This window comes from Dyadobacter sp. (genome assembly GCF_039919315.1).
Taxonomy (GTDB): domain Bacteria; phylum Bacteroidota; class Bacteroidia; order Cytophagales; family Spirosomataceae; genus Dyadobacter.
This window is the reverse complement of record NZ_JBDSFX010000110.1, coordinates 22,063-39,384: the sequence shown is the minus strand read 5'-3', so window position 1 is coordinate 39,384 and position 17,322 is coordinate 22,063. Positions and strand designations below refer to the sequence as shown.

Sequence of the window (17,322 nt, the reverse complement as noted above, 5' to 3'; positions counted from 1 at the left end):
GGCTCTAGAATGGGTCATTTGCACATATTATTTCGATCCACAGCAATGGAACAAATGTTCCAAGTAATAGCTATATGGCATACGTAAAGTAAATTTTAAATAAAAAAAAGGTAAAATATTCCCATTACCTGGGAGGATCTGTATGTGTGAGCCTTGGTTATTACCATTAAACACTTTTTCTTACACATAATTATTAGATAAGCGAATTTATATATGGCTACAACACAGGCAAATCAATCAGTATTCCAAGTAGTAAGGAAATAAAATCAAAAATTTTAATAAATTATTGCTACTAATAAATTTAATTCGGTAGAAACTTCCATATAAATAGACATCATACCGAAATATTAGAAAAATTTGAAAGAGAAATATGATCCAGCTTGGTAATATTCGAAGTGCGGTTGGATATGCATTGATGAGATAATAGCTAATTTTTAATTTAAATGCTTTATTCTTCTTTATTCTTGATGCGAGTTAGGAGCTGTTAATTAATCCAGATTCCCGTTCATATCCCGCTCGTACTTCTGAGGTACATCACGGACTTTTAAAGTAGTCCACCTTGGAGCGCTCGAAGACGTGCCCATCGAGAAGGTCCCGAGGCAATTCGAGGTATATCTGTTTGGCTTAGCCGACCTAATTAGGCATTTTACGCAGCCATGCGTGAGCACCGGGCGGGGCGGATCGTCAATATCCGTTCTATCAATGGACGTACCTAGTCGCTGTTTGGAACCTGGTATCAAACGCTATATTAAAATCAATTAAAAATGAATAAAAACATTGAGTTAAAGGCAGGTAAAATGTTTTCGACAAGAGTTTTTGCAAAATATATTCTAACATTCGTTGTTGTTTCTATGCTTTCTGCGTCGTCTGTCAGAAAGGTCCGCGACCAGGTTAGTGATATACACGTACCTGAGGGATACGCTGTTGAAGTCGTTGCAGATTCTAGCCTGGTGGCTTATCCGATGTTTGGTTATGTGGACGATATAGGCCGGCTGTTCCTTTTTGAATCGACCGGTAATGTTTATGAAAAAACGAAAGATGCAATGACCGATCCGAAATTCAGGGTTAACCTGCTGGAAGACAATAATGGTGATGGTGTTTACGACAAAAGCACCATTTTTGCCGATAAGGTAGGATTTCCGCAAGGAGGTTATTTTTATAAAGGAAGCCTTTATATATCATCTGCCCCGGACCTAATCAAACTGACTGACACAAACGGCGACGGCAAGAGTGACAAACGCGAGGTGGTCCTTTCCGGATGGACGCTGAATGTGAATGCAAACAGTCTCATCGGCCCTTTTATCGCACCCGACGGCTGGCTCTACCTGACTAGCGCCATCAATGGATTTGATGTAACAACAAAAGAAGGCGTACGGCTCAAAGGCGAGACCTCCCGGATCTGGCGAGTGCGCCCCGACGGTTCTCGGTTGGAATGGGTGTCGGCCGGGGGCATGAACAATCCCGTGGAATTGACGTTTACGGAAGCTTCCGAGCCGATTGGCACCGAAACCTATTTCACTGATCCCAAGGCTGGTCAGCGCGATGCGCTGGTGTATTGGACGGAAGGCGGCATTTATCCAAAACCCAATAAGAATATAGACCGCGACAGTCTTGTGCGCACCGGCGAGCTAATGCCTGTGGTTTCGAAGTATTCCAGAGTTGCGCCTTCTGGGATCGGACGTTACAGGAGTACTGTTTTTGGAGAGGATTTCAAGGGGAATCTTTTTAGCGCACAGTTTAATACCCACCAAATTCTCAGGCATAAGCTCTTCCGGGAAGGTGCATCGTTCCGCACGGAAGATGAAGTTTTTATGTGGACGGATAAAGAGGATTCCCACCCGACTGACGTATTGGAGGATGGGGATGGAAGTTTGCTGGTAGTCGAAACCGGTGGGTGGTTTATCAAAGGCTGCCCGCTTTCGCAGGTTTCAAAGCCTGAGCTTAAGGGCACTATTTACAGAATACGGAAAAACGGTTTCAAAAAAACCGAAGACCCTTACGGAAATAAAATTGCCTGGACTTCGCTATCAGCAGCGGAAGTAACTGAATATCTGGCGGATAATCGTCCCTATGTTGCTGGACGTGCCACCAATCACATCATCGACAAAGGCGAGGAAGCACTGAACCCGTTAATCAGTCTTTTACAAAAATCGAAATCCGTTGATGTAAGGACGAAAGCAGTGTTTACGCTGTACCAGATAGGAACTGAAAAGGCTATGGCAGGTTTACGAATGGCTTTAAATGATCCCGATTTGCAGGTAAAAGTGGCGGCGGCGCGTTCTGTGGGGCTTGCAAAAGACATTAAATCGCTTCCAAAACTGATTTCCCTAGTTGAAAAAAGTGACCCGGCTGTGCGGCGGCAGGCTGCAACTGCATTAGGCCAGATTGGTGACGAAAAGGCAATACCAGCATTGATCGCTGCTACGGCAACAACTGCTGATCCTTTTATAAGGCATTCTTTGATTTACTCGCTAATTTCTCTGAACCGGCCCGCTCTTGTTTTGAAAGGCCTGGCTAACAGTTCGCCCAAAGTGCAGGAAGCATCGCTCATTGCTTTGGATCAGATGAAAACGAAACACTTAAGCTCAATACAGGTGGTCGCTTTTCTCTCCAATAAAGACCCTGATTTGCAGCGGACGGCCCTTTGGGTAACTTCCCACCATCCTGAATGGTCGGGGGATATCAGGGCATTTCTGGCAGCAAGGTTCAAAAAAGGCACATTGACCGAAAGTGAAAAAGAGTCTTTCCGAAACATACTCATTGCCTTCCGGGCCGATCCGTCGATCCAGCAATTTGTATCAGATCAGATCAAAACGGCTACCCGTGAACAGCAATTGTTTTTACTCAATGTCATGAAAGGAAGCCAGCTGAAAACGGTGCCACAAGATTGGACCGACCGGGTGAATGACATAATGCTAGCAATTGGAAGTGCTCAGGTAAAGACAAGCGCATTGGAATTTGTTCGCTTGGCCGGCATAAAATCATTGGGGCACACGCTGGAAAAAGTGATTGCAGATCCGAAAAGTCCGGCCGGATTACGCATGGAGGCCATTTCTATTTTGCTGGAAACTGAGCCTAAGCTGACAAACAAAGATTTCGATTACTTGTACAGCCAGTTAAATGTCAAAAATGAAGCACCGCTGCGTCTTCAGGCGGCTACTGTGCTTTCCCAGGCAAAACCTACAGAAGACCAACTCTACAAATTAGCAAGCGAATATCTGCCTCAGGCAGATGCATTCATCCTTCCCCGGCTGGTTTCGATATTTGGTGGTGAGCATTCTGCCAAGATAGGGCATGCGGTGGCAGGCACGCTCATGAAAACGTCCACGCTCGACAGTTTCACAGAAGCCAGCCTTAAATCCATTTTTGAAAAATATCCCGTTGAAGTGAAGCCGGAAGTGGACAAGTTGCTGGCAAAGCTTAATGTTGTGCAAGCTGATCGTCTCAAATACTTGCAATCTCTGGAAAGCCAAATCAGCAAAGGAAATCTTGAAAAGGGACGGCAGCTGTTTTTTAGCAAAGCGATCTGTTTTGGCTGTCATACCGTTGGTGCAGAAGGAGGCAAACTAGGCCCCGATCTAACATCGATCCAGAAAGACCGTTCCGCCCATGATTTGCTGGAAGCGATCATTTATCCCAATGCCAGTTTTGTGCGGGAATTTGAAACCTATCAGATTAAAACCAAAGCCAATGAATATTTGGGTGTGATCGAGGAGCAATCGCCCGAAGGGATTACGCTCAAAACCGGTCCGCAAACGACCGTTCGCGTCGCCCGAAAGGACGTTACGAGCATGAAAGTAATAGACGTTTCGATGATGCCCCAAGGACTTGATAAGTTGTTGTCCGAACAGGAAATGGCCGATCTGATGGCATTTCTGATCGGGCAGGACCAGGATCCTGATAAAGACAAAGCTTTTTTACGCTAGCCGCATGTTGCGATATTGACGGGTGCATTTTCAAATCTTGATAACAATATGAAAAGGGATATATTTTTAAAAAACAGCCTTTTAGCTGGTGCTGCACTGGTTTCCGGTTTGGGAAAGACTAATGCTGCCGAAAGTAGTATTAGTGAAAAACCTTTCAGAATGAAGTTTTCACCAGAGTTTAACATCTTCGCAGATGCAGGCGGAAAGGATCCGGTCGATCAGATTAAATGGGGCTATGAACAAGGTTTTCGCGCCTGGGAAAGTACCGGCCTTAAAAGCAGGCCGACGGCAGAGCAGGAAAAAATCAGCAAAACGGTCCAGGAGCTGGGAATGGAATTCGGGCAGTTTGTAGGTACAATGACATTCAAAGAAGTGACCTTTGCAGGGCGTGACAAGGATTTGCGGGAAAAGGTATTGAACGAGGTGAAAGCTTCGGTAGAAATCGCCAAACGGATGAATACCAAATTCATACATAATGTTCTTGGCCTGGAAGATCCCAAGCTTCCGAAGGATTTTCAGATGGTGAATGCGATAGAGTTACTGAAAAGGATCGCCGACATTTACGAACCGCACGGGATCATAATGGTCATGGAAACGATGAACCACAAAATCGACCATCCCGGCATGTTTCTGCATGAAATCCCGCAGGCTTACGCTCTCGCCAAAGCCGCGAACAGCCCGAGTATCAAAATGCTTTTTGATTTTTACCACGTTCAGATCGAAGAAGGAAACATTCTCCAGACCATGGATTATGCGTGGGACGAAATTGCATATATCCAGATCGGCGATACGCCAGGTAGGACGGAGCCGACCACCGGAGAGATCAATTTTGTAAATGTGCTGCAACATGTAGCCGACAAAGGTTACACCGGTTTTGTCGGCATGGAGCACAAGATTAAGAAGGATGGAGCAGAAGGAGAATTAGCTGCTTTGAAGGCATACCGTTCAATTGATCCAAATTACATGAGATAATAGCAGTTGTAACTTCTTGTTGCTGATCTGCAATAAGCGAATTATTATTGAAGATTTGACACAGGAAATTAAGATAAGATCCTAAATCAATGCTATGGTAAAGCGATGGAATTGGCTGGCTGCGGAACCAAAATCATTTTGCGGGAATTGTATTTTATATGGATCAGAAATCTTATCACGTAAAAAAAAGTAAAAGAGTCTTTGGCGTTTTGGTAGCAGCCGCATTCACGGGAGCCCTGTCTGCATTGATTGCCGACACGCTGAAAGTAATCACTGAACATTACGAAGAAAGTCTGCTGGAAAAGATCCATGAACATACTTTTCTGATTTTCGTGTTGCCCCTGATCGGTATTACCACGATACACTTGCTGAGAAGATTTCTTTTCAGGAAAAAGGCCAACAAAGGCATTAAGGAAGTGCTCGATACGATTAATAAAAATGGAAATACACTGCCTGCCTATAAAGTTCCTTCACATTATTTCAATGGTTTCCTTACGGTTATTTTCGGTGGTTCCACGGGCATCGAGGTTTCCACAGTTGTGGCCACAGCATCGGTTGGTGCATTGTCAAGCCGCAAAGTAAATTATCTCAAAAATACCGCACCGATTTGGTTTGTTCGGGCCTGGCGGCAGGCGTTACAGCTTTATTTAATGCGCCGATTGCGGGTTTTTTGTTTGCATTTGAGGTTTTTACCAAAAGAAAAAGCAAGCTTCACACCGCCAGTGTGATAACAGCCGTGCTCGTTTCTTACGTGCTGACGCGTTATTTTTTCTTCAAACAGATATTCAGTTTCAATGTCTCGGTATGGAACAATGCGGCATTGCCTTATTTTGTTTTGCTCGGGATCATCGCAGGTTTCAATTCCGTTTATCTGACCAAAAGCGTGCTCTTTTTTAAGCAATTTTTCGGCTCTCTAAACAACGACCTGACCAAAATCCTGGCAGGCTCCCTGCTGATCTCGGCGCTCGTTTTTTTCTTTCCGAGTTTGTACGGTGAAGGTTACGCAGGGATCAACAATCTCGTCAAATTGACCCCGGAGACTGCTATGGCAATGATCCTGCCGTTACTACTGGTTTTGCTGGTCAAGCCTTTGGCCACTTCGATCACATTGGGGGTAGGCGGGGACGGTGGTGTTTTTGCACCCAGTCTGTTCATCGGCGCATTTTTAGGATTGATTGTATGCACCATGCTGAACCACTTTTTCGGGTTGCATTTAATTGTCGTCAATTTTATCGTAATAGGGATGGCAGCGGTGCTTAGTGGCAGCCTTCATGCACCTTTTACAGCCATTTTCCTCGTCTGCGCCATTGCGGATAATTACATGCTTTTTGTCCCCATTCTGATTGCCAGTCTGGTTTCAAAATTCGTCGCCCAGTTCATCTTCCCTTATACCGTCTACACCTACAAAGCCCCGGTGATGGAAAAGGCACGTCGATTTTTAACCCGTGTCAAGATATAATATTTAAGTAGAATTGTCAGGAATGATATTAAATTTTATTCATCCAATATCATCTTGACTTTTATGATTTTACGCATTGTGCCTTTCGTGTGCATGCAGCAGTTTTTTCTCTTCTATTTCTGTTGCTCAAAATAGTAAAAAAAGTCAGCGGATGACCTGTTAACGAGGCCAAACACGTTGCGGTCGACCGCATGAACTTAAGGGAGAATCTGATCATTAAATCGCTTTAGCAAATTAGCTTGCTGGTGGAAAGTATCCGTTCAAATTGATGGATGGGCACCAAGCCGATTTGGATTGTCAAATGCTCAATTAGATGGCAGCCATACATTAACTGACATAATATATTTCTTAAGCGCCTTAAACGTGCACATACTTATTGGTTTGTGCTTTTTGAGATAATCGACCACAATGGATTATCATGGGATTACGAGCACAAGATGATAGGATCAGAACCCATTTCATAGACTTGAAACAACTTGATACGTCATCTCGTGGAAATAAAATCTAGCTATGACCTCGAAAATTATATGCACCAATATAAATAGCTTTTATCACGTTAAAATTTTAAGTGGCTATTGCAACATTTCGAGATTAAATTTTCATATTACCAGATTATTTATGATAGTGCTGATGTGATGAATAAATATAGAGATGATCACGATTTGTGGGCTTTGGTAATAGAAGGTGATCAATCGGCTTATGAAGAACTTTATAGGCGTTACTTTCAGGTTCTGTTTAGTTATGGAAAGCAGTTTGTCCGCGACGAAGACCTGATTAGTGACGCTATACAGGACCTTTTTGTTGATATTTGGAGAACCAGGTTTTCATTAAGCCAAGCGCAATCTGTCAAATTTTATTTGTTTAGGTCGATTCGGCGCAAGATTCACCGGTTGACTAAACGCAAACTTTCGGGAAATGAGGATCTAGAAGACTTGGGTGAAACTTTTTTGCCAATAGAGCGATCACCGGAAGAACTTTTAATTTCCGTCCAGGACGTATCTGATCAGTCGAAAAAATTACATCATCTTCTTGCAAAGCTGCCCACTCGCCAGAGCGAGGCAATCATTTTAAGATATTACCATGAGCTTGAATACTCTGAGATAGCCCAACTGCTGGAAATCAAAGAACAGTCTGTTCGAAATCTTGTTCAGAAAGCACTACAAATGCTCAGACGGGCTCTAATAAGCTTTTTTTTGGCGGCATTAATTATTTTTTAAAAAAGCTTGATTTTAAGAAGTTAAAACTGGCTAGGGCTGTCTCTATACCATTGAAGGAGAAATAATGCAAAAATTTCCATGTAGATGTATTTGAAATATCAGGATTTTCAGCCAGCGGATTTTATTGAAGATCCCTATTTCAGGGCTTGGGTGGCAAATCCAAATTCCAATTCAGATAAATTTTGGAAAAGTTTCCTGTCAGCTCATCCTGAAAAGTTTGACGAAGTATGGGCCGCCAAAAATTTGTTGTTAGCAATCCACCTAAAAGTTAGCCAGGATTTCTCCACGAAATCAAATGAGGACGCTGTTTTTAGCCGTATTCAGACTGAGATTGAAAATGACCAACCGAATTCATGGCGCTTGCCATCGTGGTCAAGATGGTTGGCAGCAGCATCAGTGGTCATGGCTATTGTGTTTGGCTTAAGTAAGCTGCCGTCTTCGTCAAGCGGCGATGACTATGAAGTTAACCGTCGCGAGTTAGGTGTACAATTAATTGAAAAAGTTAATAACACGGCGCAAACCATGGTAGTTAAACTTCGCGATGGCAGTATAATATCAATAAAGCCAAAAAGTAAAATCAGTTATGCGTCAGATTTCAATAAGGGATCAGAGAGAAAGATTTATTTAAGTGGTGAAGCATTCTTCAATGTTACGCGAAATCCAAAAAAACCATTTCTTGTTTATGCAAACGACTTGGTGACCAAAGTTCTGGGAACTAGTTTCAATGTAAGTGCCTATCAAGCTAGCAATCATGTTACTGTTAAGGTCTTGACAGGGAAAGTATCGGTTGTTCTTTCCGAAAATTACAAAACTGGTCAATATCCTCACGCTGGGACTTTATTACTACCAAACCAGCAGGCCACCTGGTTACGGGATGAATCCAAAATGGTTAAAAATCTGGTGGAAGATCCGATCCCGTTGCCTGACCAGACGAAAAATAGCGTAGAAACATTTGTTTATCAGTCTACCCCAGTCAAAGATGTGTTCAGAACCTTGGAAAAAACCTATGGTGTCGAAATAGAATTTGATGAGGGGCTTTTTGCAAACTGCCTTTTGACGGCAAACCTATCTGATCTTTCACTCTACGATAAATTAGACGTTATATGCAAAAGTGTTGAAGCAAAATACGATGTTATCGAAGCCCAGATTGTTGTTAGCGGAACTGGGTGTGATAATGATTTGAACACAAATTAATACCCTGAATACATAGTAAGAGCTGGTAAAGATCCACCAATACCAGCTCTATTAGACTCTGTGCGATACATCAAATGCGCAAAGAGTTGTTTTGCCCAAAAGTCACTTTAACCAAAACGATTAAATTTATGAAAAAAATTTATCAAATCCCACGTTGGATAGTAAACGGTATGCAATGGTCAATTCTACATTTTAGTTTAGCTATTATCTTTGCAAACCTTGCAGTTGCAAGTTCTGGCAATGCACAGGAATTACTTAACCAACGTATAACACTTCAAGTCTCAGACCAAAAGCTAAATTCCATTCTGTCGGAAATTGAAAAAGCAGTAGATGTGAGGTTCTCCTACAGTCCAAACCTGATAAGAGCTTCGCGAAAAGTTTCCTTTAACTTAGTTAACGAGAAACTCTCAGTCGTACTAGAGAAATTGCTTGTACCCAATAAATTAAAATTCCAGATTGTCGGAAAGCAAATTATACTATTACGAGATGCTGTTGAAAAACAGGAAGAAGAATCATTTCTCCCCAAACAGTCTTCGGATGGGCCACCATTAGAAGTCGTTGTAGCAGGTACTGTTAAAGATGAAAAAGGAACCGGTCTTCCTGGTGTCAATATTTTAGTGAAAGGGACCCTGGAGGGCACAACAACAGACCAAAATGGCAATTACAGTCTAAAGGTTGCCAAAGGCGACATGACCCTTGTTTTCTCGTTCGTCGGTTATTTGTCTCAGGAAAAGATAGTCGCGGATCAAAGTGTTATCAATGTGACTTTAGTGACCGATCAAAAATCGCTTGAAGAGGTAATAGTAGTAGGCTACGGCACGCAGAAGAAAAGAGATGTTACAGGATCAATATCTCAGATTAAATCAGATGACCTTAAGGGACTCCCGGTAACGGGCCTTGATCAGGCCATGCAGGGCAAGGCCGCAGGAGTTCAGGTTACCCAAAATTCTGGCGAACCGGGTGGCAGCGTTTCAGTAAGGATTCGTGGAGTCGGTACGATCGGTTCAAATGAACCTCTTTACATTGTTGACGGTCTACCAACAGGAAGTTTGAATAGCATTAACCCCAATGATATCGAATCAATTGAGATATTAAAAGATGCTGCATCAGCCTCGATTTATGGATCACGCGGAGCAAACGGTGTGGTACTAGTTACAACCAAAAGGGGTAAAGAAGGTAAAACTAGAATTGTGGTTGATGCCTTTGTTGGAGTCCAGGCGACAGCGAAAGAAATCAAAGTTTTGAATGGACCTGACTTTGCGACTTTGGCTAACGAATCTGTTGTTAATACCAACAATGATCCAAGGGCAAATGTGCCGAAAGATAACCCATTAAATCCCTTATGGAGCAATCCGTCATCATTGCCAACCTACAACTGGCAGGACGCTATATTTCAAAACTCACCGGTGCAAAGTTATAACGTCAGTATCTCCGGTGGAACAGCGAAATCTCGGACCGTTGCTTCTTTTGGATATTTCAGACAAGACGGTTTAATTGTTAACTCCAAATATGATCGTTTCACTGGACGTATTAATAGTGACTATCAGTTAAACGCTCGGGCGAAATTCGGCCACAGCATAAATATTTCAAGAGATAACAAACGAAGTGTACCTACTGACGCTTCAGCGGTTGGGATGTTGCAAACAGCGTATCAGATGCACCCAATGCAGCCAATTTTCGCACCTGACGGGTTGCAAAGTGAAACAGTCTTTGGCTTAGGGGGATATGCACATTTTCCATTGGTAACAGAGGCGAGGTTCTACCCAAGACAACTTTACAATCCTATTTACGGCACCAAGGTCAGAGAAAACGAGCAAGTAAGCCTAAGATTGCTGGGTACCGTGTTTGGTGAATATGAAATACTACCAGGTATGAGCTTCCGTAGTAGTATCGGAATCGAACTAGGGAACGGTGGTAGCAAATCATATACGCCTTATATTTCAGCAAATATTTTCGGAAATACAACCCGAGACGATGCAAGTGAAGGTATGGACAGGTCGTATTCCTGGAATTGGATCAATACTCTGAATTATTCAAAAACTTTCGGTAAACACGCTGTTGGAGCTTTGGTGGGGATCGATGCATTGAGGGGCGCGTCAAGTTCCCTTTCAGGAAGTGCAAGCTCCTTTGCAAATCCAAATGTACGTACTTTTGGTTTTGCCCTACCGGCGAACCGCAACGTATCAAACGGTGCCAGTGACTTTGCGCTTCTCTCCTACCTTGGACGCATTAATTATGCGTTTAATGATAAATATCTTTTACAGTTTAACGTTCGCAGAGATGGTTCTGTAAATTTTGGACCTAAAAACCGTTACGGAGTTTTCCCCTCAGTTGCTGCTGGATGGCGTATATCTCAGGAAAGTTTCATGAAGTCTGTTTCTTCAATAACTGATTTGAAAATTCGGGCCAGTTGGGGACAGCTTGGAAATCAGAGTATCCCTAATTTCCAATACCTGAATACTTTATCTTCCGATCAAATTGAATATACCTTAGGTACCGGTAGTCAAGCAGCTGCCGGCGGAATTACGGTTAGGAGTTTAGCAAATCCAGACATTAAGTGGGAAGCCACGACACAAAGTGATATAGGTTTAGATGCGTCACTATGGCAGGGAAGAGTTAATGTCACAGCTGATTATTATGAGCGGGAGACCACAGACATGCTAGTGAACATTCCTGTTCCAATCTCGCTAGGGGCGCCTAACAATAGTATCTTGCGTAATGCTGGTGGTATGAAAAACTCCGGCATTGAATTATCGCTTGGATACAGGCAAAATACCGGACAATTCAATTGGAGCGCTGATGCCAATTTTGCTACTCTTAAAAATGAGGTAACATCATTAGGGCAAAATGGTCGCCCGATAGTCAATAATTTTAATGAGGGTCAGAACAATGCTGCAACGCAGACCGTGGTTGGACAATCACTAGCTTACTTTTGGGGATATAAAACAGACGGTATTTTCCAAAATCAGGAAGAGATAGATGTATCACCGATGAAAGAGACGGTGATACCAGGGGATAGAAGATACGTGGATGTCAACGGCGACGGAAAGGTAGATGGAAATGATAGGGTGAACCTCGGTAATGGGTTACCAAAAATAATCTACGGAGCAACGCTTCGTGCTGATTATAAAGGTTTTGATGCAAGTGTACTATTGCAGGGGCAGGCAGGAAATAAGATTTCGAATAACGCTGTAAGGGCTTTGTATGATATCCGAAACAGTAATGGCCAAGGTGTTCAGAATGTTTCTCAGGATATGATGGGCAGATGGACTGGGCCAGGTACAAGTAATACAATGCCTCGTGTTGCTTACTTTACGAGCTCAGACAACAACCGGTTCTCGGACGTCTATATCGAGAATGGTGCTTTTCTGCGGTGTAGAAATGCTCAGATTGGTTTTACTGTTCCTCAAAATCTTAGCCAGAAAGCAGGCATAGAAAGGCTTAGAATCTATCTGGCGGCTCAGAATTTATTTACAATAACTAAGTATTCAGGATTCGATCCCGAAATCGGTAGCAGATCTCAAAACGCATTGACCACTGGCGTAGACCAAGGAAGGTATCCTGTTGCAAAGGTGATAATGGGCGGACTTAACATTAGCTTTTAATCAATTTGAACCTATGAAAAGTATATATTTATTTAGTGTTGCATTTGCATCGAGTTTGCTTATTTTATATGGCTGTGGTGACAAATTTTTAGAAACCACACCTCAAAATTCGATCAGTGACGTATCTTATTGGAAGGCGGACAAGGATTTTGAAGGTGCTGTCAATGCTGCATATTTCGCTCTTCAATCGAATGGTGCCAGTTTTCCATGGTACGCTTTGGCAAATATGCCAACTGGTGATTTAAAGCCTAATGAGAATTCAGATCATTTTAATCTGGAAGCATTAAATTTCCAGTCAACAAATAACGAGCTGCGTAATGCCTGGACGGGCTGTTATGAAATAATCACCAGAAGTAATCTTGTTTTGTCAAGGATGGACAAAGCAACATCTGCGGAGCTTTCGCCGGATCTTAAAAAACGCTTATCAGGTGAAGCAAAGTTTTTGCGTGGCTTTGCCTATTTTAACCTTGCAAGAATGTTTGGGGGAGTGCCCTTAATTCTAGAAGAGCAGTCAGCAGCTTCCCCAACGGATGTGGAAAAAGCTCCTGTAGAAGCGGTTTGGCAGCAAGTCGTTTTAGACTTAACCGAGGCCTCCATATCACTTCCAGTAAAATATGATGAGGTAAATACGGGAAGGGCCACTAAGGGCGCCGCACTAGGATACCTTGCATATGTGCAGATGTATAAAAAAGAATGGAATGAAGCAGCGAAAGCATCGGAAGCTTTAATTTCTATTGGGACATATAATTTGGAGGCAGATTATAAAAATTCCTTTTCGTTTGAAAATGAAAACAATGAAGAAACCGTCTTTGAGGTCCAATATAGGGACTCACAACTTGGCTGGGGTGCAAGTCGGAACGGTCATTATTTGCCACAACAGTTAGCGCCAAGAGGTATTGGTGAGCAGTATGCGCCATATGGAGGATGGGGCAACCAGCTACCTACGGAGCAAGTAATTAAGGCATTTGAACCCGGGGATAAAAGGAGGACTGCACAAATTCTAAAAGAAGGAGATCCGGCATACTATGGGTTTAAGATGGAAAAGAAATGGACAACAACTGGGTACGCCTACACAAAGTGGTGGCAAGGCCCAGACAAAAATGACCATAGCAAAATCAACTTAAAACAGTTACGGTATGCAGAGGTACTGCTTAATTATGCAGAAATATTGAATGAATTGAATAGAACCGCTGACGCTTATAAGTATATAAATCAGGTGAGAGCAAGGGCGGGGTTACCAAGCAAACCTGCTGGGACGAAGGCTCAGTGCTTGGATCAGATCATGCAGGAGCGGCGCGTTGAGACTTTGTGCGAGTATAACCAATGGTATCATTTAACCCGAACAGGAAAGGCTGCTGAATTTCTAAAAAAAGAATACAATCGTGATCTGAAGGATTTTCAGGTAATTTTCCCTATCCCGCAGACAGAACTTGATGTGAATAGGGCGTTAAAACAGAACCCGGGCTACTAACTTTGCTTATCTGCCCCATAGTTGTGGTTTCAAAATTGGGGACTTTCTGAATATGAAGAAAATAATAATTCTTGTAAGTGCCTGTATCGTGTATTTGACAAGCTGCAAAAGTGAGAACAATGATAAGTTGTTTGAAATGGTAGCCGCGAAGGAATCGGGAGTAACCTTTGTGAACCAGTTGTTCCCAACTGAGACTAACAACATACTGGAATATGATTATTTTTTTATGGGTGGAGGTGTAGCTGCGGCTGATTTTGACAATGATGGCTATACTGATTTATATTTTTCAGGAAATCATGTTCCGGGCAAGCTATATAGAAATCAAAGCCATACGAATGGGGAAAATATTAGGTTTCAAGACGTTACAGCAGACGCTAATCTCGAAACCAAGGGATGGTGCAGTGGTGTAGCAGCTGCTGATGTAAATGGGGACGGCTGGCAGGATTTGTACATCTGCCATGCCGGACTTAATAAAACTGCAAATCAACTTTTTATCAATCAGGGAAAGCAGGCTGATGGGAAAATCCGTTTTATTGATCAGGCGAAATCTGCAAACGTAGCTTTTGCTGGTTTTAGCACTCAGTCTGCTTTCCTGGATTATGATAAGGACGGGGATTTGGACTTATATCTATTAACTCACTACCACGAAAAGGTAAATCCAAACTATCCAAGAATCAAGACCCTGGATGGAAAGTCGAAAAGCAATGATAGGCTTTTTAGTAATGATGGTAAAGGCCGATTTACTGATGTAACTGATGCTGCCGGGATAAACACAGAGGGCTTTGGTTTAGGTATTGCAGTCAGTGATCTCAACTCGGATGGGTGGCCAGACATTTATGTATCAAATGATTTCGCCTATGACGATAATGTGTTCATCAATAACAAGAACGGTACCTTTACAGATCAAGCTGGCTTACTTTTACGGCATACGTCTCGGTTTTCCATGGGCTGCGATGTAGCGGACTTTAATAACGATTTTTTTCCGGACATCTTAACAGTTGACATGATGGCTCCTGATAACAAGCGTCAAAAAATGATGGGTATTGCCTCAAGCAACGAATTATTCAATGCTTCGCTGAGAAATGGATATATTCCTCAATACGCTCGAAATATGCTCCAGTTAAATAATGGCGATGGCTCTTTCAGTGAAATAGGGCAATTGGCGGGGATCCACAAAACAGACTGGAGTTGGAGTGCCCTTTTTGCTGATCTGGATAATGACGGATGGAAGGACATTTACATAACCAATGGCATTCCCAAGGATATCACAAACAACGATTTTACTTCTTTCAGGGATGCCGAACAACAAATGGGTGATGTTACCTACGAGCAAGTTAGGTCACGTTTATTAGAACAAGTTAATAAGTTGGAGGAAGTACGAACCCCTAATTTTGCCTTCAGAAACAGTGGCGACGGGGTGACGTTTATAGATAACCGTGAGTTATGGGGATTAGATCATCGCGGGTTCAGTAATGGAGCCGTATATGCAGATCTCGATAACGATGGCGATCTGGATTTGGTTACCAATAACCTAAACTCGACAGCATCAATTCATAGAAATAAAAGTAATTCCTTAAGCCACAATAAATATTTGCGCATCAGGTTCACTGATAATAGATCCATGGGTGCCAAAGTCAGAATTGTCACCAAGCATGGAGAGCAATTTTCAGAGAATACCCCGTACCGTGGATTTCAATCCAGTCAAGAGCAATTTGTTCATTTTGGATTAGGAGACGTTGCTATTGTAGACACAATCGAAGTGATTTGGCCGGATGGAAGGTTTAAAAGGATAATTTCTCAAACCGTGAATGCAACACTATCGCTTTCATATGAGCCTAGCCAGATGACCATCAGCGACTTTAGTTTTGGCAGAAAGATGTCCAAAGGTAGCTCAACTCTTTTCGAAAACGTAAATATATCAAGCCTAAAAGAATACGTTCATCAAGAAAATCAGTATGAGGATTTTAATAACGAGCCATTACTTCCGTATCGGTTTTCTAGAAACGGACCGTTTATGGCAGTAGCTGATATTGATAAGAATGGATTAGATGATTTTTGGATTGGTGGTCCTGCAGGAACTGTTGGCAAACTATTTTGTCAGCAAGCTAATGGAACCTTTATCAGTAAGGACCTTGGAGACCCGGGTTTCGAGGATCAGGAGGGAGCTTTTTTTGATGCCGACGGAGATAAGGATATGGACCTATATGTAGTCAGCGGCGGAAATGAGTATAATGCACTAACAGCTGCCTATCAGGATCGGCTATATTTAAATGATGGCAATGGAAATTTTACAAGAAGCAAGAAAGCTATTCCTATCGAATTTTCGAGTGGAAAGTGTGTAAAGCCTGCTGATTTCGACAATGATGGAGATATGGATTTGTTCGTTGGAGGGCGTTTGATTCCCAATCAGTATCCCCGGACCCCGGAGAGTTTTCTTTTTAGGAATGATGGGAAGGGGAACTTTGAGAATGTGACAGAATTGTTAGCGCCTGGGCTCGGTTACATCGGAATGGTTACAGATGCAACGTGGTCAGACAGGGACAAAGATGGTTGGATGGATCTGTGCATAGTTGGTGAATTTATGCCCGTTACAATTTTTGGAAACAAAAAGGGACATTTGAAAAAAAGCTACGAAACCAAGGAAAAGGGGCTTTGGACGAGTGTTGACGCAGGTGATTTCGATGAGGATGGGGATCCGGATCTAATTTTAGGGAATTGGGGAATAAACAATAACTATAATGTGAGTTTAGAGCAACCATTGTCAGTATCCGCCGTTAAATTTGGAGATGGCGTACAGCCTGTATTAAGCTACTTTAATCAAGGTAAGGAATTCACACTGGCAGGGCGTGATCATCTGGTAAGTAGATTTCCGGTCATCAAGAAAAAATTTCTCACATATCACGACTTTGCAGACGCTGAGCTTCAAGACCTTTTTGCTCCGCAGGATATTGAATTTAAACTTTCCGCCAATTACTTGAAGTCAGCTTGGCTTAAGAACAATAAAAAGTCATATGAGCTCATACCACTGCCCTTAACCTGTCAATTTGCTCCGATTTCTGATGTTTGCATTGGCGATTTTGATCTGGATGGGCATCTGGATATACTATCAATTGGCAACTCATTTGCACCCGATTTTTTAAGTGGTCGTCAGGATTCTTTTTGTGGAAATGTGCTACTGGGGGACGGCAAAGGAAGATTTAATTCAATGAAGTCAGACAAAAGTGGAATTATGTTAAGAGGGGATATGAAGTCAATTTGTATGCTAAAGATAAAAGGTGCTCCAACCTGGATAGTTGGTGCGAATTCTGAAAAATTACAAATGTTGACCGCCAATAAAGGTAAAGACAATTGATTTCGTAAATGCGATGTATGTCCATATTTCCCGATTGAGGATTATCTAAGCCTCTTGTAGCCGAATATTATAGCTAAGGCGGCCTAGCTTACTCTGCCAATACTAATACTTTCCGACAACTTGATG

Annotated in this window: 8 protein-coding genes and 1 pseudogene; all 9 read left to right on the top strand. The window is 42.5% G+C overall.

Annotation, left to right across the window (positions count from 1 at the left end):
• The first annotated feature begins 764 nt into the window (after positions 1–764).
• Positions 765–3,926, top strand: a complete 3,162-nt coding sequence (locus tag ABIO93_RS32775) for a PVC-type heme-binding CxxCH protein (RefSeq protein WP_348074279.1) — start codon at positions 765–767, stop codon at positions 3,924–3,926.
• Positions 3,927–3,974: 48 nt separating this feature from the next.
• Positions 3,975–4,898 (top strand): TIM barrel protein, encoded by a 924-nt coding sequence (locus ABIO93_RS32770; protein WP_348074278.1) that lies wholly within the window; start codon positions 3,975–3,977, stop codon positions 4,896–4,898.
• A 158-nt stretch (positions 4,899–5,056) separates the two neighbouring features.
• Positions 5,057–5,416: pseudogene (locus ABIO93_RS32765) on the top strand (chloride channel protein); the annotation flags it as partial.
• Between the two features lie 89 nt (positions 5,417–5,505).
• Positions 5,506–6,357, top strand: coding sequence for a chloride channel protein (locus tag ABIO93_RS32760; protein WP_348074277.1), 852 nt, complete (start codon positions 5,506–5,508; stop codon positions 6,355–6,357).
• Positions 6,358–6,932: 575 nt separating this feature from the next.
• The gene (locus ABIO93_RS32755; protein ID WP_348074276.1) at positions 6,933–7,574 is read left to right on the top strand and encodes a sigma-70 family RNA polymerase sigma factor; all 642 of its coding nucleotides are present in this window, start codon (positions 6,933–6,935) and stop codon (positions 7,572–7,574) included.
• Between the two features lie 90 nt (positions 7,575–7,664).
• The gene (locus ABIO93_RS32750) at positions 7,665–8,768 is read left to right on the top strand and encodes a FecR family protein (RefSeq protein WP_348074275.1); all 1,104 of its coding nucleotides are present in this window, start codon (positions 7,665–7,667) and stop codon (positions 8,766–8,768) included.
• A gap of 128 nt (positions 8,769–8,896) precedes the next feature.
• A complete protein-coding gene (locus ABIO93_RS32745) occupies positions 8,897–12,373 on the top strand; it encodes a TonB-dependent receptor (RefSeq protein ID WP_348074274.1) in 3,477 nt (1,158 codons plus the stop codon).
• A gap of 13 nt (positions 12,374–12,386) precedes the next feature.
• Positions 12,387–13,844, top strand: a complete 1,458-nt coding sequence (locus ABIO93_RS32740) for a RagB/SusD family nutrient uptake outer membrane protein (protein WP_348074273.1) — start codon at positions 12,387–12,389, stop codon at positions 13,842–13,844.
• 52 nt (positions 13,845–13,896) lie between these two features.
• Positions 13,897–17,196, top strand: coding sequence for a VCBS repeat-containing protein (locus ABIO93_RS32735; protein WP_348074272.1), 3,300 nt, complete (start codon positions 13,897–13,899; stop codon positions 17,194–17,196).
• The last annotated feature ends 126 nt before the right edge of the window (positions 17,197–17,322 follow it).

Bases quoted from the DNA above. Each gene is read 5' to 3' on its own strand.
- ABIO93_RS32735 (WP_348074272.1), top strand. From the start codon at position 13,897: ATGAAGAAAATAATAATTCTTGTAAGTGCCTGTATCGTGTATTTGACA.
- ABIO93_RS32745 (WP_348074274.1), top strand. From the start codon at position 8,897: ATGAAAAAAATTTATCAAATCCCACGTTGGATAGTAAACGGTATGCAA.
- ABIO93_RS32770 (WP_348074278.1), top strand. From the start codon at position 3,975: ATGAAAAGGGATATATTTTTAAAAAACAGCCTTTTAGCTGGTGCTGCA.
- ABIO93_RS32740 (WP_348074273.1), top strand. From the start codon at position 12,387: ATGAAAAGTATATATTTATTTAGTGTTGCATTTGCATCGAGTTTGCTT.
- ABIO93_RS32775 (WP_348074279.1), top strand. From the start codon at position 765: ATGAATAAAAACATTGAGTTAAAGGCAGGTAAAATGTTTTCGACAAGA.